We start from the raw sequence: 20,217 nt of genomic DNA, 5'->3' as shown, positions 1-20,217 counted from the left end.
TCACGATCAGAACGCTTCGGCCTCAAGCGCCATCATCGAGCCCTTGCCGGCCTTGATTGCCAGGAAGACCGCGGTTGCCTGCGGCAGGATGCGGTCGAAGTAGAACTGCGCGGTGGTCAGCTTGGTCTTGTAGAAAGCCGCCTCTTCGGTGCCTTCTGCCAGCTTGCGCTGCGCGATCAGCGCCGACTTGGCAAGGCAATAAGCCATCGCGACAAGGCCGGTCAGGCGCAGGTACTCGGTAGCCGCGGCAGCGCCCTCTTCGGGGTCCTTCATGCCCTTTTGCGCGATCGTCGCGGTCGAGAGCTGGAGGGCGCCGAACGCCTTTTCGAGCGCCTCGATCATCTTTCCGAACGTCTCGTCGCCCTTGTTCGCCTCGATGAACTGCGAGACCGGGTGGAAGAACGCGCGCAAGTAGCGGCCCATGTGGGCAGGCAGCTTGCGGCCGACGAGGTCGAGCGCCTGGATGCCATTGGTGCCTTCGTAGATCATGGCGATGCGCGCATCGCGCACATACTGCTCCACGCCGCTTTCGGCGATGTAACCGTGGCCGCCATAGACCTGCACGGCAAGGTTCGCGGTTTCAAAGCCGAGATCGGTGAAAAGCGCCTTCACCACCGGCGTCATCAACGCGACAAAATCCTGCGCGCGCTGCTTCACTTCCGGATCGGTGGCGTGCTTTTCGGCATCGAGCGCGCGGCTGACCCAGGCCGAGATGGCACGGCAGCCTTCGTTATGGGCACGCATCGTCATGAGCATGCGCCGCACGTCGGGGTGTACGATGATCGGGTCAGCCGGGCCGTTCGGGTTCTTCACGCCCGAAAGCGAGCGGCCCTGCAGGCGGTCCTTCGCGTACCACACGGCGGACTGGTAAGCCGCCTCACCCACGCCAAGGCCCTGCACGCCGACCGAAACGCGCTCGGTGTTCATCATCGTGAACATCGCCTCGAGACCCTTGTTGGGCTTGCCGACCAACCAGCCGGTCGATTCCTCGAAATTGAGCTGGCAGGTGGCCGATGCCTTGAGCCCCATCTTGTGCTCGATGGCCGCGACCGAAACTCCGTTCGAAGGCCCGGGCGTGCCGTCGTCCTTGGGCAGGTACTTGGGCACGAGGAACAGGCTGATGCCCTTCACGCCCGCCGGCGCATCGGGAAGCCGCGCGAGGACGAGGTGGATGATATTCTCGGTCAGGTCATGCTCGCCGGCGGAAATGAAGATCTTGCCGCCGGTCAGCTTGTAGCTGCCGTCATCCTGCGGAACCGCCTTGGTGCGCAGCATGCCCAGATCGGTGCCGCAGTGCGATTCGGTAAGGCACATGGTGCCCGACCAGGTGCCCGAGACCATCTTGGGCAGGTAGAACTGCTTGAGCTCGTCGCTGGCATAGCCCTCGATCGCGGTCGTGCCGCCGTGGGTCAGGCCCGGATAGAGACTGAACGACAGGTTCGCCGAGCAGATCATTTCCTCGGTCATCTTGTTGACCGATTCCGGCAGGCCCTGCCCACCCCATTCGGGATCGGACGCCAGCGCGCACCAGCCACCCTCGCGGAACAGTTCGTAGGCTTCCTTGAAGCCCTGCGGCGTGCGCACCACGCCGTTCTCCAGCGTGCAGCCTTCAACGTCGCCGCTGCGGTTGAGCGGGAGGAGAACCTCCTGCGCCACCTTGGCCGCTTCCTCGAGCACGGCATCGACGAGATCGGGGGTGAATTCTTCCAGCGCCTCGAGATTGCCGAAGCCGTCGTCCTGATGAAGCTCGTGCAGCACGAACTTCATGTCGCGCAGGGGTGCCTCGTAGACTTGCATTTCTCACTCTCCTCGCAGGCGCGCCTGCGCGCGCCTTGTCATCGCATCAGTTGCGCAGCGGCTTGCCGGTTTCAAGCATATGTTCGACCCGCGCAATCGTGCGCGGTTCGCGAACCAGCCGCATGAAGGTCTCGCGCTCCAGCTTGAGCAGTTCCTGCTCGCTCACCGTATCGACGAGGTCGGCCTCGCCGCCGGTAAGCACATTGGCCAGGGCGTCGGAAACGACCATGTCGTAATCGGTCGCCATCCCGCGCTTGCGGAAGCCTTGCGCCGCCATGTTGAGCGCGACATGACCGCCCTCGCCCGGCAGCCTGAACTCGGGCGCTTCGGGGGGCGCGTAGCCTTCCACCAGCGAAAGCGCCTTCTGCTTGGCATCGTGAAGCAGGCGGTCGCGGTTCATGGTGATGCCGTCGTCGGGCCGCAGGAACAGCATTTCCTTGGCCTGCGCCGCGGACTTGGAGACCGTTGCGGTCGAGACCGTCTCGAACACCTTGGCCACAGCGGGCATCGGCCCCTTGGGCATCATCGGCGCCTTGCGGGCGCGATCGATCATCTCGCCATTGCCGCCCCAGCCCGGGATCAGGCCGACGCCGCATTCGACGAGGCCGGTGTAAAGCTCGGCATGGGCCTGGATCGCATCGCAGTGCAGCAGGATCTCGCACCCGCCGCCCACGGCCAGACCGGCAGGCGCCCCCACCACCGGGAACGGCGCGTACTTGAGGCCCTTGTAGGCCATCTGGCCACCGGCCACGAGCTTCTCGATCTCGCCATAGGCCGCGATGTTGAGCGCGAAGAGGGCAAGGCCAAGGTTTGCGCCAGCCGAGAAGCTGTCCGCATCGTTATAGACGACGAGCGCCCTGAACTTGCTCGAAACGAGCGGAATAGCCTCGATGATCAGCTTCATCACGTCGCCATCGAGCGCATTCATCTTGCCGGTGAATTCGAGGCAAGCGACGCCCTCGCCGACATCCCACAAGGCCGCCGAACCGTTCTTGAGCAGCGGCTTGGAGGCCAGCTTGACGTCGGCCAGGCGCAGCACCCCTTCGGGGCGCACGACATCGTGGTAGTCCCCATCAAGGCCAAGGAACTGGCGCTTGCCGTCCTCGACGCGATAGAACGTGCGTTCGCCTGCCAGCTTGAGGATTTCGGGAACCGGCTTGCCTTCGGCGTCGAGCCTTCCGGCCAGGTACTGCGCGCCGAGCCTGTCGATCATCTCGAACGGGCCGGACTTCCAGTTGTAGCCGAGCTTCATCGCGTCATCGACGGCCACGACATCGGCGGCGGCTGACGGCACCAGCGCGGCGGCATAGGCCAGCGTCCCGCCCAGAATCGCCCAGGCATATTCGCCCACCGCGCCCTTGGTTTCGACCAGCGCCCGCAGGTCCCCCTTGGCTGCGCGACCCGAAGGGCCGCGGGCGCTGGTCTTCTCGCGGTATTCACCGGTCGCAAGGTCAAGAGCCTCCTTGCGGCGGCCCATGTCCCTATTGAGGCGGTAGAAACCGCCCTTGCCCTTGCGGCCGGTGAATCCCTCGGAAATCATCTTTTCGATAAGCGGATGGCTGCGTGCGATCTCGTGGTAGGGATCGTCCTTGGGCAGCGTGGAAGTCAGGCTCGCCTGCAGGTGCGGCATCAGGTCTATGCCCACGAGGTCGACCAGACCGAAAATGCCGGTCTTGGGCACGCCCATCGGCTTGCCGGCAATCGCATCGGCCTGCTCGACGGTAAGCCCCATGTCGAAAGCGGCATTGAGCCCGAGCTGGATCCAGTACGTGCCTATGCGGTTGGCAATGAAGCCCGGCGTGTCCTTGGCATGAACCACCGTCTTGCCCATAGCGACGTCGGCGAAGCGCTCGACCTTGCCTGCCACGGCCGCGTCGGTCGCAGGGCCGGTAACGATCTCCAGCAGGCGCATGTAGCGCGGCGGATTGAAGAAGTGCGTGATCAGGAAATCGCGCTTGAAGGCATCCGAGCGCCCCTCGACGAGATTGGCAAGCGGGATGGTGGAAGTGTTCGAGGACACCGCCGTGCCCTCGCGCTTGACCGCTTCCAGCTTGGCATAGAGGCCCTGCTTGATGTCGAGCCGCTCGATGACCGCCTCGATCACCCAGTCGCACTCGGCAACCTTGTCGAGATGGTCCTCGATATTGCCGGTCTCGACCAGTTTGGCCGCAGCCTGCGACATGAAGGGCGCCGGCTCGGTCTTGAGCATGCGCGCCACCGCGCCTTCGGCAATGGCGTTGCGGTTCTCGCCTTCCCGGGGAACGATGTCGAGCAGGACAACCGGTACCCCGGCATTGGCGACCTGGGCGGCGATCCCGGCACCCATGGTACCGGCACCGATCACGCAGACTTTCCGGATGCTATCGCTCATTCTGCCGACTCCAGGATCGTGGCGATGCCCTGTCCGCCGCCGATGCACTGGGTGGCCAGCGCATACTTGCCGCCTTCGCGCTTCAGCAGTGCCGCGGCCTTGCCGACGATGCGCGCACCGGTCGCACCGAGCGGGTGCCCGATGGCAATGGCGCCGCCGTCGATGTTGGTCTTCGCGGCATCCAGACCGAGGTCGGTCATGCAGGCAATGGCCTGCGAGGCGAAAGCCTCGTTAAGCTCCACCACGTCGAGGTCTGCCGCAGTAATGCCTGCGCGCTCCATCGCCTTCCTGCTGGAAAGGATCGGGCCGAGCCCCATGGTTTCGGGCGCACAGCCGGAGATCGCCACCGACCTGATGCGGGCAAGGATCGGCAGCCCGTGCTTGCGGGCATAGTCCTCGGTGCAGACCAGCACCGCGCTGGCGCCGTCGGTCAGCGGCGAAGAGGTACCGGCGGTAACCGAACCCTTGGCATCGAAGGCAGGCTTGAGACCGGCGAGGTCTTCGGCCGTGGTGCCGGGACGGATCGTGCCGTCTTCGCTCACGGTCCCGCCCTTGGTTGCAATCGGCACGATCTCGTCGGTGAACTTGCCGGCCTCGCGCGCGGCGGCGGCACGCTTCTGGCTCTCGACAGCCAGGGCGTCCTGCGCCTCACGGCCGATCCGGTACTTCGCGGCGACGTTTTCGGCCGTCTCGCCCATCGACATGTAGGCGGCGCTCTTTTCGGCAAGCGCGCGGTTGGGCATCGGGTTGAAGCCCATCATCGGCACCCGGCTCATCGATTCGACGCCGGCGCAGATGAAGACTTCCCCCGCACCCACGGCAATCTGGCCCATGGCGATGTGGATCGCGCTCATCGACGAGCCGCAGAAACGGTTCACCGTCATCCCGCCCACCGAGATCGGCAGGTCGGCCAGCAGGCCGATCAGGCGCGCCACGTTCAGGCCCTGCTCGCCCTCGGGGAAAGCGCAGCCGACGATCAGATCCTCGACGTCGGACGGTTCGACCTCGGTCTTCTCGATCAGGCCGCGAATCACCTGGGCGGCAAGGTCGTCTGGCCGGACCCGGGCAAGCGCGCCCTTGTTGGCCAGGTGAAACGGGGAACGGGCGAAACCCGCAATCACGACGCTTTGCATGCATTCTCTCCATGAGCGGACGGGCCTGAGAATCCGGACCGTTCGAAACATCTTCCCTTAAGGTGCGATTCTTTCCCTATACGTCAAGCAAATTTTCGGTTATCTCGAGTCCATACCCGGTCCCGGATCGGAGACGTCTGCCAGCAAGCGACGCGAAACCGGGCCTCGGGGAGAGAGATGGAAAGGTCGCACATGAGACTCACGAAACATGCAACAGTGGCATTTGTTGCCGCCATTGTTGCTGCTCCGGTCACGGCATCGGCCGCTGCGCCGGAATCGGTCCTTGGAATGTGGCGCACGCCTTCGAAGCACGGCGTCGTCGAAATCGTCCGCTGCGGAACCTCGATCTGCGGAAAGCTCCTGGAATCCGACAACATCCGCAGCAATCCGGATATGCGGGACGAAAACAACAAGGACGAAGGCAAGCGCAACCGCCGCCTCAAAGGCCTGCAGATCCTCGGCGGATTCGATCGCGACTCGGCCAAGTGGACCGGCGGCACGATCTACAATCCGGAAGACGGCGGCACCTACAAGGCGACGATCACCCCCGCCGGCGCCGACACCCTCAAACTCAAGGGCTGCATCGTCTGGCCCTTGTGCAAGACCCAGACCTGGACGCGGATCAACTGATGCGTTCGGGCGTTACCAGACACCACAAGAAATTGAATTCGGGAGAGATTCGAATGAAGTTGACGTCCGGCCGCGTGCTCCTTTCCAGCGCGGCATCCTTCTTTGCCATGGCCGTCGCAGGATCGGCCCACGCCCAGGCATTCTACCTTCAGGAGCAGTCCGTGCGCGGACAGGGCCGTGCCTTCTCGGGCGAGGCTGCGGACACCGGCGTCGATTCGCTATGGTGGAACCCTGCCTCGATCGCCGGAATGGAAGGCGGTGAGGCCGCCGTGCACGCCAGCGCCATCCTTCCCCGCGGCAAGGTATCCGACAACGGCACCGTGATCGTCCGCCCGGGCTCAGCGCCCGCCTCGGTCGGCGGCGACCCGGTCGAGAAGAACCCGATCGAAAATGGCGTGCTGCCTTCCGGCGCGATCGCCTACGGTTTCGGCAAGGTCGCGGTCGGCCTGGCCGTCAGCGCTCCCTACAACTTCACGACCGATTACGCCGAAGACAGCTGGGCCCGCTACACCGCGGACAAGACCAAGCTGCGCACCTTCGACATCCAGCCGACGCTGGCTGTTGCCGTGACGCCCGAACTGCGCTTGGGTGCCGCGCTCAACATCGAACATGCCGACGCTACCCTGGGCAATTACCTGCCCAATCTTTCCGCCCTGCTGCCCGACGGGCACCAGACCCTGTCCGGCAAGGGCTGGGATATGGGCTGGTCGGTTGGCGCCCAGTATCACACCGGTCCGCTCTCGCTCGGCGTCTCGTACAAGTCGAGCATCAAGCACAAGCTCAAGGGCACAGTCCTGACCGAGGGCCTGCTTGGCCCACTTGCCGGCCAGAACGGCGAGATCGCCACGCACGCCACGTTCAGCACGCCGTGGCAGGCGATCGGCAGCATCCGCTACAAGGCGACCGAACGGCTGACGCTCAACGCGCAGGTCGTGCGCTACGGCTGGAGCAAGTTCGACACCATCGATCTCGGCGCGCCGATCAACGCCTCGATCCCCGAGGACTACAAGAACAGCTGGAGCTATGCCGCGGGCGTCGACTACCTGGTCAATCCCGACTGGACCGTGCGCGCCGGCGTCCAGTACGGCGGAACCCCCACGCGCGACGGCGAACGTGACGCCCGCGTGCCGGACAGCAACCGCTGGAACTTCTCGGCCGGCACCAGCTACGCCGTCAGCAAGGCTTTCACCGTCGATGCCGCCGCTTCGTACATCTCGTTCAAGGATGCCACGATCGACCGCACGACCGCTGCTTACGCAGGCACGGCAGCACAGACCCCGATCCTGGTGAACGGCACACTCACGGACGCATCCGCGCTCGTCTTTTCCCTCGGCGCGCGGGTGAAGTTCTGATGAGCGCCGCGGAGACGATCGGCGGGGCCCCTTCGGGGCAACAGACTCGCCCGGCGCACCCCTCCTCCTCCCAGCTGCCGGAAGAGATGCCGCCGATCGCTCCGCGGTTGCTTACCGACCTGCTCGACCATGCAGTCGAGCATCATGGCGAGTGGCCCGCCATAGATTTCATGGGACGCAAATGGACTTATGCCGAAGTCGGCGATCTGGCGCGCAAGGCCGCGCGCGGCTTGCAGGATCTCGGCGTCAAGCCGGGCACGCGGGTCGGCCTGTGCCTGCCCAACACGCCCTACTATGTGATCTGTTACTTCGCGATCCTGCGCATCGGCGCGGTCGTCGTGAACTTCAACCCGCTCTACACCGAGCGGGAGATGGAGCACCTCATCGAGGATTCGGGCGCCAGCGTCCTGATCGCCTCGGACCTTGCCCTGTCACTGCCCAAGGTCGCCCCACTGGTGGGCAAGGGCAGCCTGTCACGCGTGATCGTGTGCCCCTTCGCCGACGCCCTGCCCACGTTCAAGCGCCGCGCCTTTCAGTTGCTCAAGCGCAAAGACATCGCGCATGAGCCGCACGACCTGCGCTTCGTACGCTTTGCCGACCTGATCGCCCGCGATGCCGCCCCCGATCCGGTCAAGCGCGATCCCGGCGACCTGGCCGTCCTGCAATATACCGGCGGCACCACCGGCGTGCCCAAGGGCGCGATGCTCAGCCACGCGAACCTGGCCGCCAACAGCGCCCAGATGATCGCCCATGTCGGCCACATGCCCGACGAACAGGAGCGCACGCTGGGCGTCCTGCCGCTATTCCACGTCTTCGCGCTGACCACGGTGCTCAACTACTCGGTCGATACCGCGGCGGAAATGATCCTGCTGCCGCGCTTCGAGATGAAGTCGTTCCTCGCCGCCGCACGGCGCACCAGGCCGACCCAGTTCTTCGGCGTGCCCACGCTCTATACCGCGCTCAATCACGTCAACCTGCACGGCGAGTTCGACAGCGTGCGCGTCTGCATTTCGGGCGGCGCCCCCCTCCCGCTCGAAGTGCGCCAGCGCTTCGAAGAGCGCACCGGCGTCAGGGTCGTGGAAGGCTACGGCCTGTCCGAAGCCTCCCCGATCATCGCCTGCAATCCGCTTGAGGGCGTGATCAAGGAAAACTCCTGCGGGCCGGCCTTCCCGGGCACGGCGCTGGAGATCCGCGATCCCGACAACTTCCACAAGGTGCTCGGCACCGGCGAGAAGGGCGAAGTCTGCGCGCGCGGCCCCCAGGTAATGAAAGGCTACTGGAACCGCCCGGAGGAATCGGAAAAGACCTTTATCTACGGGGCCCTGCGGACGGGAGACATTGGCTATCTCGATGCGGACGGCTATCTCTTCCTCGTCGACAGGATCAAGGACCTGATCCTGTGTGGGGGTTACAACGTCTATCCACGCGTGATCGAGGATGCCATCTATGAGCATCCGATGGTCGCGGAAGCGATCGTCATCGGTATTCCCGATGCCTATCGCGGACAGGCCCCCAAGGCGTTCGTTGCATTGCGCGAGGGGGATATCTTGAGCGAAGAAGAATTGCTGGAATTTCTGAAGCCGCGGCTGAACAAGATCGAAATGCCATCGGCGATCGAATTCCGGGACTCACTGCCCAAGACCCTGGTCGGCAAGCTTTCCAAGAAGGAACTCGTGGCCGAAGAAGCCGCGAAGCGCGCACCATGACCGAAAGCGGGGCAAGCGAAAGGGCGGACGAACAGCTTCCCGACATGCTGGGCATTCACGAGGCGGCACAGCATCTCGACGTGACGATGCGCACCTTGCGCTTCTATGAGGACAAGGGCCTGATCGCGCCGCAGCGCGTAGGCACGACGCGCATCTACGGCAAGCGCGAGATCGGGCGCATGCAACTGATCCTGCGCGGCAAGCGACTGGGCTTCAGCATCCGCGAGATCAAGGAGTTCCTCGATCTCTACGACGTCGATCCGGAGCACGTCGAGCAGGTGCGCAAGCTGCTCGTCAAGGTGAGCGAACGGATTTCCGAACTGCGCCGCCAGAAACGCGCGATCGAACAGACACTCGCCGAACTGCGACTCATCGAACAGCAGTCGAAGGACTGGCTGGATGGCGCGAACGGTACGGCCCAGCCGAAGTCGAAAGGTAACGATGACTGATCCCCGGGCCCTTGCCGTCGAGGAGCTGCGCGAACTGCTGCTCGTCGAAGAGATCGACACGGACCTGTTCCGCGGTGCGGCGGCGCCCGAAAGTCCCGGTCGCGTGTTCGGCGGACAGGTGATTGCGCAGGCGCTGGCCGCGGCGGCGAAGGAACTGCGCGAAGGCCATCACGCCCATTCGCTCCACGCCTACTTCATGCGCCCCGGCGACACGCAGCGACCGATCATCTACCGCGTCCTGCGCGACTTCGACGGCGGGACTTTCGCCAATCGCCGCGTCGTCGCCATGCAGGGCGGCAGGCCCATCCTCAATCTTGCAGCCTCGTTCCAGCGCCCCGAAGACGGCTATTCCCATGCCGCGCCGATGCCCGAAGTCCTCGCCCCGGATCGGTGCCCGGACATGCAGGACGTGCTGCGCAAGAAAGGCGCGCCCCTGCCCAAGCACCTGCAGGACCGTCTGGCCGCGTTCGAGATCCGGCCCGGGCCGCCCAGCTCCGACGTCGTCGACGGCGTCGGCCTGCCCAAGCAATACCTGTGGTTTCGCCTTGCCAGCCCGATCGGCGGAGACCCCGCGGTACATCGCATCGTCCTGGCCTATGCCAGCGATTTCGCCCTGCTGACGACGGCAGTCCTGCCGCAGGACATCAAGTTCTTCTCGCCGCAGTTGCAGGCCGCCAGCCTCGATCATGCAGTGTGGTTCCACCGCACGCCTCCGGTCGATGACTGGCTGCTTTATTGCATGGACAGCCCTTGGTCCGGCCACGCCCGCGGCTTCGCGCGGGGAACCGTTTACGACCGCGCCGGAACCATGGTTGCCAGCGTCGCCCAGGAGGGATTGTGTCGCCGGCGCGAGCCACCGGGCAAGGCTTGATTACTGCGCCCATCTCTCTAGTCACGGAACGATGCAAGAGACCAGCAAGCCGGTAGAGGATGTCTTTGCGGGGATGATCCACGTCCCCGGCGGAACTTTCACGATGGGATCGGAGAACTTCTATCCCGAGGAAATGCCGCTGCGCCGGGTGAAGGTCGATCCGTTCTGGATCGACGAAACGCCCGTGACCAACCGCGAATTCGCCGACTTCGTCGAAGCGACCGGTTATGTCACCGTGGCCGAGATCGCCCCTGACCCGAAGGACTATCCGGGCATGTTGCCGGGCATGGACAAGGCGGGATCGCTGGTCTTCCACAAGACCGCGACGCCGGTCGACACCGGCAACCCGGCGAACTGGTGGTCGTTCGTCTTCGGTGCCTGCTGGCGCCACCCGCTCGGCCCCGACAGCAACCTCGACGATCTCTGGGATCACCCGGCGGTGCATATCGCCTTCGCCGATGCAGAGGCTTATGCGAAGTGGGCGGGCAAGGAACTGCCGACAGAGGCCGAGTTCGAGTTCGCCGCGCGCGGCGGCCTCGAAGGCAGGGACTACGCCTGGGGCGATGAACTGGCGCCCGACGGGGCGATGATGGCGAATTACTGGCAGGGCCTGTTTCCCTTCGCCAACCAGTGCCTTGACGGGTGGGAGCGGACCTCTCCGGTCAAGAGCTTCCCGGCCAACGGCTACGGCCTCTACGACATGATCGGCAATACCTGGGAATGGACCACCGACTGGTGGTCCGAACGGCCGCAGACCGTGACCAAGAAGAAGCCGGGTGCCTGCTGCGTGCTGGAAAATCCTCGCGGCGGCAAGCTCAGGGACAGCTTCGATCCGGGCGAGCCGAATGTCAGGATCGGTCGCAAGGTCATCAAGGGCGGCTCGCACCTGTGCGCCGCCAACTACTGCCAGCGCTACCGGCCTGCCGCACGCCACCCGGAAATGATCGACAGCGCCACGACGCATATCGGTTTCCGTTGCGTGGTGCGCGACAAGACCTGATCCGTCAGCGTCCCGGGTGAGCACGCACCCGGGTTCGCCAACCCATCCAGCGCGACAGCGGCGGCGCAATCCGCTTGAGCGCCCATTCGACGGCGACGGCCAGCGCCAGCGAGGCGCCGAACAGTGGCATGGCCAGCGCCAGCAGCACGACGAGACCGACGAGCGCCCAGCTGTGCCGGACCGGCGCAAGCCACGACGGCGCACCGAGCATGTCGGCAGGCCGACGACGCCACCACAGCACCATGCCGGAAATCGACAGGGCGACCAGTCCCAGCAGCACCGCCAGGTTCAGCAACTGGTTGGCAAGGCCCCAGAAGGCCCCTTCGTGGATCGCCACCCCATAGCCGACGGTCCGGTCGATCCAGTGCCGGTCGGAAAAGCGCTCGATACCGATCAGCGTGCCATTGCCCGCAATCTCGGCGCTGTCGCGCTGCGGCCGGTCGGCGGCCTGGCTGCGCACCGTCCACGCCGCACCCGGCGCAGTGGGCGGACTGACTTCGACAGGCGCCGCAAAGTCCAAGGTTCCCGCTCGCCTGACGACCGCATCCAGAACAGGGCGCGGCATGGGCATGGCTTGCCCCATTGCCATGCCATGGTGCCTCGCGTGTTCGGCCATCGTCGCACGCATGGCGGCATCGGCGGCGGCCCGTTCGCGCGCATCGGCGGCAGACCCGGCCGACCAGTCCTGCTTGCCCGCAGCCGTTCCGGTTACCGAGCGGACCTGCCGCAGATAGTCTCCCCAGGCATTGGCCCAGGGCAGACCCGAGGCGATCAGGAACAGCGCGCCGAACGAGATCCACAGCCCGGTCACGGCATGGAGATCGCGCCAGAACACGCCCCTGCCCCTGCGCAGGCGAGGCCACAGCACGCCGCCCAGCCGCCCGCCGGTCTGTCGCGGCCACCACAGGAACAGCCCGGTCAAAAGCATGATCACGGTCCAGCAGGCCGCGGTCTCGACCAGCGCAGAGCCGCGATCCCCTGCCAGCAGTTCGCCGTGAAGGCGGAAGACGACGCGCATCAGCCGGTCCTGCTCGGCAACCTTGTTGAGTACCCTGCCCGTCTGCGGATGGACCCAGACCCGCGTTTCCTGCGCGTCCTTGCCGACAAGGACCTGCACCGCATCGCCAGCGGCCTCGGGCAGCACGTACTTGTGCAGGACCGAGCCCGGCACCGCCGCAACCGCATTCGCAGCCACGGCCCCGGGCGCGAGCATCGGTGCATCGCTGCTCGCGACCTGGCGATAGGGCGCATAGAGTGCGGCCTCGATCTGCGGCTTGAACAGGTAGATGCCACCAGTCACCGAAAGCCAGACGACAAACGGCACGCAGAACAGGCCGGCGTAGAAATGCCAGCGCCACACGGCACGGTACCAGCGCTCGCGGCGCCTTTGCTGCGGTCCGCTCACAGCGACCAACCCGCTTCGATCAGGAAGCTGCGCTGCGGATAGGGGTGATAGACCCAGGCCCGGTCATTGGTGATGTTGTCGGCCCCCGCGCTGAACCGCAGCCGCTCGGTCGCATGCCAGTTTATCCTCGCGTCCAGCGCGAAAAGTTCGGAAGTATAGCCGTAGGTATCGCCGCGTTGCTCGCCCAGCAGGTCGGTGTTGGGCCTGCTGGCATAGCGCATGCCAAGCGAGATCATCACCGGTTCGGCAACCCGGTAGCGCAAGTTCGCATTGACCCGCCAGCGCGGGATGCGCGGGAACTGCACGCCCTCGGCCGCCGGGGCAGCGGCATTGCGCACGGTAATCGAATCGATCCAGGCCAGGTTGGCATCGATGTCGAGCCCTGCAACCGCCACATCGTGCGCCTCGGCGATCAGTTCGAAACCGTACTGGCGGGTAACGTCGATATTCTTGAAGCTCGATGTGGTGACGCCGTTCCGGTTGAAGCCGGTGAAGGCAAAGATGGTGTTACTCACCCGCTGCCAGAAGGCTGAACCGGTCAGTTTCACCCGCCCGAAATCATGCGCGAGCAGGAGGTTCGCATCGCTCGACCGTTCGGGCTTCAGCCCGGGATCGAAGCTGTCCTCGTTGAAGCTGCCATCCCCATCGAGACTGCCCTGGAACAGTTCGCCGACGGTGGGAAAGCGCGTGGCCCTGGCCAGGCTCAGCTGCAGCGTCGTTTGCGGGTCGATGGTCCATTCCAGCGCGGCCTTGGGCTGGAGCCCTGTCGCGTGGCGGCTGTCGTAACGCCCGGTGACCTGCTCGCCCGCGAGGGCCCCGGTGCCAATCCGCGAAAGTCCGCCATCATAGGCGCGCCAGTCCTCGAACCGCGTCCCGAAGGTCAGCGTGACCGGTTCGAATGGCACGCGCAGTTCCGCCCAGCCGGCCAGCGTCCGCGTCGTGCCGAAAGTGCGGGTCGAGAACGCCCTGTCCACATCGGTGCGCCAGTGCGTGAGCGCATGGTTGGTAGCATCGGTGCGGTAGATGTTCGCGCTGGCCCCGCTGGCCAGCGTCGCAATGCCAAGATCGGCGTCCAGCGAAAGGTCGCCGGTCCACCAGTACGTCGGTCCCTGCCGCGCGAGCGTTCCGGGACCATTGGCCGCGCCGGTAGCATAGCCGCTGGATGTGAAGCTGTCCGAGCGCAGGATCTGGTAGGTCGAGACAGTGCCCCCCAGCGTGACCGCGTCCGAAAGCGGTGCGGCCAGCTTGAGCCCGGCCAGCAGTTCGTCGCGCACACTGCGCGACCACTTCGCCCCGCTCGCCTGATACGTCTTTCCCGCCAGCGAGACCGCCCCTTCGCAAACCCTGTTGCCCGCGGCATCGCGCAAGTAGCAGTCGGGTGCGGTCTGGCTGTCGAGGTTGTGCCAGTAGGCGAGCAGCAATTCGCCGGTCACCCCCGAAGCGCCGTCGTAACCGACGCGCAGCTTGGCCTGATCCTGCGTGATCGCCGCAGGGCTCTGCGCTGCGAAGATCGGTTTTGCAGGCGAACCCGGCGCAAAGGCCTGCCCCTGCCGCGGATCGATGACGGCACCGGTCACTTCGGTCGCAGGTTCAGTACTGCGCGATGCCGAGAGGCCGTAGAACATCTGCGGCTGGCCGTCGTTGCGGAAATGGCGGCCGGACACGCGCACCGACCAGGGTCCGTCCTCCTGACGGAAGCCGAAGCCGGCTTCGGCCGAATAGCCCCGATAAGTTTCGTGCGTACCGAACTGGTCATAGCCCTGGGCCAGTCCCTGCACCGTGGCGAAGGCTTCCGTCTGCTTTGGCGAGCGGGTCGTGATGCTGACGAGTCCCCCCATCGAATTGCCTGCATAGCGCGCCGAGTAAGGACCATAGACGATGTCGAACTGCGCGACCTCGCCCGGACCGACCACGCCCCACTTGGGCGCGAAGGCAAAGGAGTTGCCGAGGAAGTTCGACACCGTGAAGCCGTCGACCATCACCAGCGTACGCGCGCTTTGGGTCGAATGGGTGCCCCGGAAGCCCGGCACGCCGTTTGAATCGCCGGCAAAGCGTTTGCGCACGAAGAAATCGGGCGCGTATTTCATCAGGTCCTCGACGTTCTGGGCGTTGATCCCGGCGAACTGTTCCTCGCCAAGACTGACCGAAAGTCCGCGCGGTTCGATCGAGATGGCCGATACGTGCTGGCCGACGACCAGGATGGTGTTGCCGTGCTCCGCTTCCTCCCCGGCGTGAACGGCAAGGGGAAACAGGGCAAGCGGGGCCGCGCAAAGCGCAAGCATGGTCTTTGTCATGAAAAGAATCACCTGAACGGCACGCGTCGCGGCGCCTCCCGGGCGCGCAGGGCGTGCGGATCTTTATTCCTGAGCCGCAAGCCGTTCGAAGGAGCCACTGCGGCGCGAATCACGGATCAGGCGATGCGAGGTGGTCCCTGGCTGGGCGGGCGTATCTGCGCATCGATCGGGCGCAGGTCGAGCGGACGGCGCAGGATCGCGGCGACGAAGACGAAGAGCAGCGCGGCCAGCGCCAGCAGCGGCGGCGCCGATCCCAGTGCCGCCGCCCCCAGCGGCGCAAAGGCGCAAGGGTGGTCGGCAGACTTCGGCGCGTCGTCCTGCGAGCCCTTGCCCGGAATGTGGATCTTGACGGTCGTCCCGGCCGGTGCAGTGCCGGAGCACAGCGCGACGACAAGCTCGCTTCCGACCGGCGCGGGCATGTAGCCGACCGGCACGACTATCTTCAGGCAAAGCGCCACCGCCAACAGCAGCGCCGCGATCCCCGGCCAGCGCCGGATGAAGTGCCTGATAGTCCCCACGAGCCCGCCCCTAGCGGCAATTCCGCCAAGCGTCACGAGTGAAACCGCCTGTCTTGTGCTGTTGCTCAGTGCGCTTGATGACGGAGCCGCTGGCAGGGGGCACCGGTACGCAAACGCCAGTTCATCGCATGCCCCACGATCAGCAGAAGGCTTCCCGTCACGGTCAGGCTGACTTCGCCGCCATGCCCCATGCCCGGCATCAGCGCGAGGGCAAGACTTGCTACCCCCGCAAGGCCAAGCAGAACCGGCCATCGAGCGCCGTGACGGCGATAGCCAAGCCAGAAGGCCGCCAATGCCGCCGGACCGACCATCCCCATGGCCGCGAAGTGGAACGCGGGCGACTGCACGAAGAGCCCAAGGGCACCGGGCAGCAACAGCAGCAGGACCGGCAGCGCCAGGCAATGCACCAGGCACAGGAGCGAGGCAGAGACCGCAGCACCTTCGACGATATCGGTCCGGCGCTTACCGGCCGCGCAACTTCGATTTTGTACAGACATGATACGTAACGATATTCCTACTTGAGTGACGTTATATCATTACTTATTAGGCGCGCCCTCTCATCCAGAAAAGGGGCCCAACTTGAAATTTCGTGCCTTGCTGCTTTCCGCAGCTTCCCTACCCGCGATCTCAGCGCCATCCGCCCATGCCGAGGAGGCGGGTGCAGGCTCGCGAATCGTCGTTACGGCCACGGCGTTCGAACAGAAGGCCAACGAAACCGCGACACCGGTAATCGTCCTGAGAGGCGACGACCTCGTCCATCGCCGCCAGGCCACGCTTGGCGACACGCTGGCCGGACAGCCGGGCATCAATTTTGACAATTTCGGCGGCGGTGCCAGCCGCCCGGTCATCCGCGGCCAGACCGCCCCGCGCGTCCAGTCGCTCTCGGACGGTGCGAACATTCAGGATGCATCGGCCATCTCGCCCGACCATGCCGTCACCGCCGAACCGCTTCTGCTGGACGGAATCGAAGTTCTGCGCGGCCCCTCCGCCCTGCTCTATGGCGGCGGCGCGATCGGCGGCGCGATCAACCTGATCGACAGCAAGATTCCCACAGCGCTCCCCGAGGGAAGTTTCTCGGGCGTTGCCGAAGGCCGCCTCGGCACAGCCGATGACGAACGCTCGCTGGTTGGCGGGCTGACTGCCGGAATCGGCCCCTTCGCATTCCATGTCGAAGGCGTCCGCCGTACCTCGGACGACTACCGCGTTCCCGAGAAGTTCGGCGACCGGCATGTCGACGGTTCGTACAACGACACCTCGACATTCAGTGTCGGCGGCTCCTGGGTCGGACCGGACGGCTATCTCGGCGTCGCCTACACCCGCCAGCGCAGCGAATACGGTCTGCCCGGCCACAGCCACGAATACGAATCATGCCATCCGCACGGCACCAGCCTGCACTGCGGCAGCCACGATGATCATGACGATGATCATGATCACGGGCACGGGCACGGGCATGATGAAGTCCCTTACGTGAAGCTGAGGAGCGAGCGCTTCGACATTCGCAGCGAATATCGCAACCCACTGCCGGGCTTCGAGAAAGTGCGTCTGCGCATGGCCTTCACCGACTACGAGCATGACGAACTCGAGCAAGGCAAAATCTCCACGACCTTCCGCAATAAGGCGCACGACATCCGCTTCGAACTGACGCACAAGCCGCTGGCCGGCCTGCGCGGTATCTTCGGTGTCCAGCATTCCAGCAGCAAGTTCAGCGCCGTCGGTGAGGAAGCCTTCCTGCCGCAAAGCGATACCGAGAACACCGCAATGTTCCTGATGGAAACGCTGCAGGCCGGAAAGGTGCGCTTCGAACTGGCCGCGCGGCAGGAATGGCAGAGCATCGAGGCCACGCTCAACCGTCGTGTCACCCACCAGCCCTTGTCTATCTCCGGCGCGGCGATCTGGAATATCGGCAGCGACTATTCGCTCTCACTCTCGCTCGCCCGCTCGCAGCGGGCGCCCAACGCGCAGGAACTCTTCGCACGCGGCGTTCACCTGGCAACCAACACGTATGAGCTGGGCAGCGCCACCCTGAGCACGGAAACGGCGAAGTCGATCGACGTGACCCTGCGCAAGACCGCCGGGGCGACGACCTTCACGATCGGCGCCTACCACCAGGACTTCAGTGACTACATTTTCGCCGACACGCTGGACCGCCTGGAGGACTTCCGCCTGATTCGCTACACCGCCGCCGATGCCCGCTTCACGGGGATCGACGGCGAAGTGCGCCAGCAGATCACACCGGATTTCGCGCTGTCGATCTTCGGCGACTATGTGCGCGCTAGGCTGAAGGGCGGACTGGGCAACCTGCCCCGCATTCCAGCCGGGCGGCTGGGTGCCCGGACCGATGGTCGCTGGGGGCCGCTCAGCGCGGATCTCGAGTACTATCGCGTGTTCGAGCAAGGCAATGTGGCCTCATTCGAGACGCGCACGCCCGGCTACGACATGGTCAACGCGACTTTGGCCTACAAGTTCGCACTCGGCCCGCAGGCCAATGCCGAACTGTTCGTGCGCGGCAATAACCTGACCAATGCCCTGGCGTACAACCACGCTTCGTTCATCAAGCAGGCAGCGCCGCTGCGCGGCCGCAACTTCGCCTTCGGCGTGCGAAGCACGTTCTGACGGGAAAGCGCCCTCGCGGGCGCCGGGCGCGGCAGGTCTCTCCAGTCCCACGGCCTTCCGCGCCCGCCGTGTCGGCATGCCTTGCCCACACGCGCGAAAGGGGATCGGTCAGTCGCCGTCTTGGTGACTGACCCCATCCTTGGCCATTGTTCAGACTGTGCCACACCAACGCCACGCGACCCGTCCTGCGCGACGCACGACCGACTGCAGACCTGCCCCAATGGGCAGTTATCTCGCTGATTTTTAAGGAGAGGAACTGGAGCGGGCGAAGGGATTCGAACCCTCGACCCCAACCTTGGCAAGGTTGTGCTCTACCCCTGAGCTACGCCCGCTCTGACGTTCAAGGCCTTCCGTTTTTGCCGGTAGGCCCGGGGTGGAGGCGCGCCACTAGCAGTGCCTTTTGGGGGTGGCAAGAGGGAAATCGAAAATTTTTTCACCGGCTATGGCGAAGCAACGCAAAACCGGCATTTCCGACGTAATGACCCTTCACAAATGCTCGCAAAGTCCCGATCTATGCAACCGCAGCACAGTTTAGGAGCAAGCACTTTGGCCAGCATGGGTCTCAACCTCGACGAACAGAAGGCAGTGGACCGTTTTCGCCAGTCCGTTGTCGAACCCTCGATGACGCAGTTGGTGATTCTCGATTTCTGGGCAGAATGGTGCGGCCCGTGCAAGGCGCTCACGCCCGTGCTGGAAAAGGTTGCTGCTGAATATGCAGACAAGGGTGTGCTGCTTGCAAAAGTGAACGTGGACGAGGAGCAGTTCATTGCTTCGCAGTTCCAGGTCCGCTCGATCCCGACTGTCTATGCCATCTTCCGCGGCCAGCCGGTCGCCGACCTGACTGGCGCTCGCACCGAAACGCAGCTCAAGGCCACGCTCGACCAGCTGCTGGAGAAGCTTCCGGTCGAAGCCGGTGGCGCCGGGCCCCAAGCCGATCTCGCGCCGCTCCTTGCCATGGGCGAGGAAGCGCTTGCCGGCGGTGACGGCGAACGCGCCGCCAGCATCTTCATGCAGATCGTGGAAATGGCCCCGGACAACACCGAGGCGCTTTCCGGCCTGATTCGCAGCTTCGTTGCCGCGGATCGCCTTGAGGAAGCCGAGCAGGTACTGGGCAGCCTGACCCCCGAACTGGCGCAGGATTCGCATGTGGAGCGCGCGCGCGCAGCCCTGCAGCTGGCCAAGGACAAGCCCGACGACAGCGAACTGGCTGCCTTGCGCGCCGCCGCGGCCGAACGTCCTGACGACATGGACGCACAGCTTGCTTTCGCCAATGCCGCCTTTGCCGCCGGTGAGCGCGAAGCGGCCGCCGATACGCTGCTGGCGATGATCCAGGCAGACCGCGAATGGAACGAAGGCGCCGCGCGCGCCAAGCTGCTCCAGATCTTCGAGGCTGTCGGTCTGGAAGATCCCTGGGTCTCGGCAACACGGCGCAAGCTCTCGACGATTCTGTTCGGCTGAGGCTCCGTGACGCGCATCACCATCTTTCCCCTGCCCGGGGTGGTTCTCTATCCGGGACTGCAGCTGCCGCTGCACATCTTTGAGCCGCGCTATCGGGCGATGATAAGTGATGCGCTCGCACGCGACCGGCTGATCGGCATGATCCAGCCTCAGCGCCCCGAGGAAGGCGCTCCGCTTTTCTCGATCGGCTGCCTTGGTCGCATCGGCGATGTCGAAGCGCTCGAGGACGGGCGCTTCAACATCATTCTCGAAGGCGAATCGCGCTTCCGCATCGTCAGGGAACTCGATGTGACGACCCCGTTCCGGCAGGTCGAGGCCGAACTGATCGAAGAAAACGAAGACGAAGCCCTCGCCCCGGTCGAGCGCGCCAGCTTCGAGCGCGAAGCGCGCCGCTTTGCCGACATGCAGGGCTATGCGGTGGACTGGGACCAGGTTGCCCGGCTCGATGACGTCTCGCTGATCAACGGCGTGTCACAGATCGCCCCGTTCGACCCGGCCGCCAAGCAGGCCCTGCTGGAAGCGGACGGGCTCAACGCGCGCTGCGAACTGCTCGTGCAGCTCATGCAGTTCTTCGGTCGCCACGGCGAAGGCGACGAAGAAGGCGTAACCCTGCAGTAAAT

16 protein-coding genes and 1 tRNA gene are annotated in these 20,217 nt (G+C 65.0%); 9 read left to right on the top strand and 8 right to left on the bottom strand.

What is annotated here, in order from left to right; all coding sequences use genetic code 11:
• Window positions 1-6 precede the first annotated feature (6 nt).
• Genes B5483_RS08825 through B5483_RS08815 form a run of 3 tightly spaced genes read right to left on the bottom strand, consistent with a single transcriptional unit; the run spans window position 7 to window position 5,301 of the window.
• Window positions 7-1,797: an acyl-CoA dehydrogenase C-terminal domain-containing protein gene (locus B5483_RS08825; RefSeq protein ID WP_079730090.1), complete on the bottom strand. Its 1,791-nt coding sequence runs from the start codon at window positions 1,795-1,797 to the stop codon at window positions 7-9.
• A 46-nt stretch (window positions 1,798-1,843) separates the two neighbouring features.
• Window positions 1,844-4,168: a 3-hydroxyacyl-CoA dehydrogenase/enoyl-CoA hydratase family protein gene (locus tag B5483_RS08820; protein ID WP_079730089.1), complete on the bottom strand. Its 2,325-nt coding sequence runs from the start codon at window positions 4,166-4,168 to the stop codon at window positions 1,844-1,846.
• Entirely contained in the window at window positions 4,165-5,301 is a 1,137-nt protein-coding gene (locus B5483_RS08815) for a thiolase family protein (protein WP_079730088.1), read from the bottom strand. Before B5483_RS08815 ends, B5483_RS08820 begins: the two co-directional genes overlap by 4 nt.
• Before the next feature lie 192 nt (window positions 5,302-5,493).
• Between B5483_RS08815 and B5483_RS08810 the strand changes: the two genes are divergently transcribed.
• From B5483_RS08810 to B5483_RS08785, 6 genes are all read left to right on the top strand, one after another.
• Window positions 5,494-5,931, top strand: a complete 438-nt coding sequence (locus tag B5483_RS08810) for a DUF2147 domain-containing protein (RefSeq protein WP_054945454.1) — start codon at window positions 5,494-5,496, stop codon at window positions 5,929-5,931.
• A 53-nt stretch (window positions 5,932-5,984) separates the two neighbouring features.
• Window positions 5,985-7,283, top strand: coding sequence for an OmpP1/FadL family transporter (locus tag B5483_RS08805; protein ID WP_054945453.1), 1,299 nt, complete (start codon window positions 5,985-5,987; stop codon window positions 7,281-7,283).
• A complete protein-coding gene (locus B5483_RS08800; protein WP_079730087.1) occupies window positions 7,283-8,989 on the top strand; it encodes a long-chain-fatty-acid--CoA ligase in 1,707 nt (568 codons plus the stop codon). The genes B5483_RS08805 and B5483_RS08800 overlap by 1 nt, the downstream gene beginning before the upstream one ends.
• Entirely contained in the window at window positions 8,986-9,438 is a 453-nt protein-coding gene (locus B5483_RS08795) for a MerR family transcriptional regulator (RefSeq protein ID WP_054945451.1), read from the top strand. Before B5483_RS08800 ends, B5483_RS08795 begins: the two co-directional genes overlap by 4 nt.
• A complete protein-coding gene (locus B5483_RS08790) occupies window positions 9,431-10,309 on the top strand; it encodes an acyl-CoA thioesterase (RefSeq protein WP_054945450.1) in 879 nt (292 codons plus the stop codon). Before B5483_RS08795 ends, B5483_RS08790 begins: the two co-directional genes overlap by 8 nt.
• 73 nt (window positions 10,310-10,382) lie before the next feature.
• On the top strand, window positions 10,383-11,309 hold the full coding sequence (locus B5483_RS08785) for a formylglycine-generating enzyme family protein (protein WP_054945553.1): 927 nt from the start codon (window positions 10,383-10,385) through the stop codon (window positions 11,307-11,309).
• A 4-nt stretch (window positions 11,310-11,313) separates the two neighbouring features.
• Here B5483_RS08785 and B5483_RS08780 read toward each other — a convergent pair whose 3' ends face one another.
• The 4 genes from B5483_RS08780 to B5483_RS08765 all read right to left on the bottom strand — a co-directional run bounded on the left by B5483_RS08780 (window position 11,314) and on the right by B5483_RS08765 (window position 16,023).
• On the bottom strand, window positions 11,314-12,714 hold the full coding sequence (locus B5483_RS08780; protein WP_079730086.1) for a PepSY-associated TM helix domain-containing protein: 1,401 nt from the start codon (window positions 12,712-12,714) through the stop codon (window positions 11,314-11,316).
• The gene (locus tag B5483_RS08775; RefSeq protein WP_245828894.1) at window positions 12,711-15,008 is read right to left on the bottom strand and encodes a TonB-dependent receptor; all 2,298 of its coding nucleotides are present in this window, start codon (window positions 15,006-15,008) and stop codon (window positions 12,711-12,713) included. Before B5483_RS08775 ends, B5483_RS08780 begins: the two co-directional genes overlap by 4 nt.
• Before the next feature lie 116 nt (window positions 15,009-15,124).
• Window positions 15,125-15,526, bottom strand: coding sequence for a hypothetical protein (locus B5483_RS08770; protein ID WP_054945447.1), 402 nt, complete (start codon window positions 15,524-15,526; stop codon window positions 15,125-15,127).
• Window positions 15,527-15,591: 65 nt separating this feature from the next.
• Window positions 15,592-16,023: a MerC domain-containing protein gene (locus B5483_RS08765; RefSeq protein ID WP_079730085.1), complete on the bottom strand. Its 432-nt coding sequence runs from the start codon at window positions 16,021-16,023 to the stop codon at window positions 15,592-15,594.
• Window positions 16,024-16,105: 82 nt separating this feature from the next.
• Here B5483_RS08765 and B5483_RS08760 point away from each other — a divergent pair, with 82 nt between their 5' ends.
• Window positions 16,106-18,139 carry a TonB-dependent receptor domain-containing protein gene (locus B5483_RS08760; RefSeq protein WP_245828893.1) on the top strand — a complete coding sequence of 678 codons (2,034 nt, stop codon included), beginning with the start codon at window positions 16,106-16,108 and terminating at the stop codon, window positions 18,137-18,139.
• 257 nt (window positions 18,140-18,396) lie between these two features.
• On the opposite strand, the gene B5483_RS08755 is transcribed toward B5483_RS08760, so the two are convergent.
• Window positions 18,397-18,471: transfer RNA gene (locus tag B5483_RS08755), tRNA-Gly, on the bottom strand.
• Between the two features lie 223 nt (window positions 18,472-18,694).
• On the opposite strand from B5483_RS08755, the gene trxA reads away from it, so the two are divergent.
• Together trxA and B5483_RS08745 are read left to right on the top strand one after the other, a co-directional pair.
• Window positions 18,695-19,597, top strand: a complete 903-nt coding sequence (gene trxA, locus B5483_RS08750) for a thioredoxin (RefSeq protein WP_054945444.1) — start codon at window positions 18,695-18,697, stop codon at window positions 19,595-19,597.
• A gap of 6 nt (window positions 19,598-19,603) precedes the next feature.
• A complete protein-coding gene (locus B5483_RS08745) occupies window positions 19,604-20,215 on the top strand; it encodes an LON peptidase substrate-binding domain-containing protein (protein WP_079730083.1) in 612 nt (203 codons plus the stop codon).
• Window positions 20,216-20,217 lie beyond the last annotated feature (2 nt).

The organism is Novosphingobium mathurense, assembly GCF_900168325.1.
Taxonomy (GTDB): domain Bacteria; phylum Pseudomonadota; class Alphaproteobacteria; order Sphingomonadales; family Sphingomonadaceae; genus Novosphingobium; species Novosphingobium mathurense.
The sequence above is the reverse complement of the archived record's forward strand: the minus strand, read 5'-3'. Positions and strand labels throughout refer to the sequence as shown.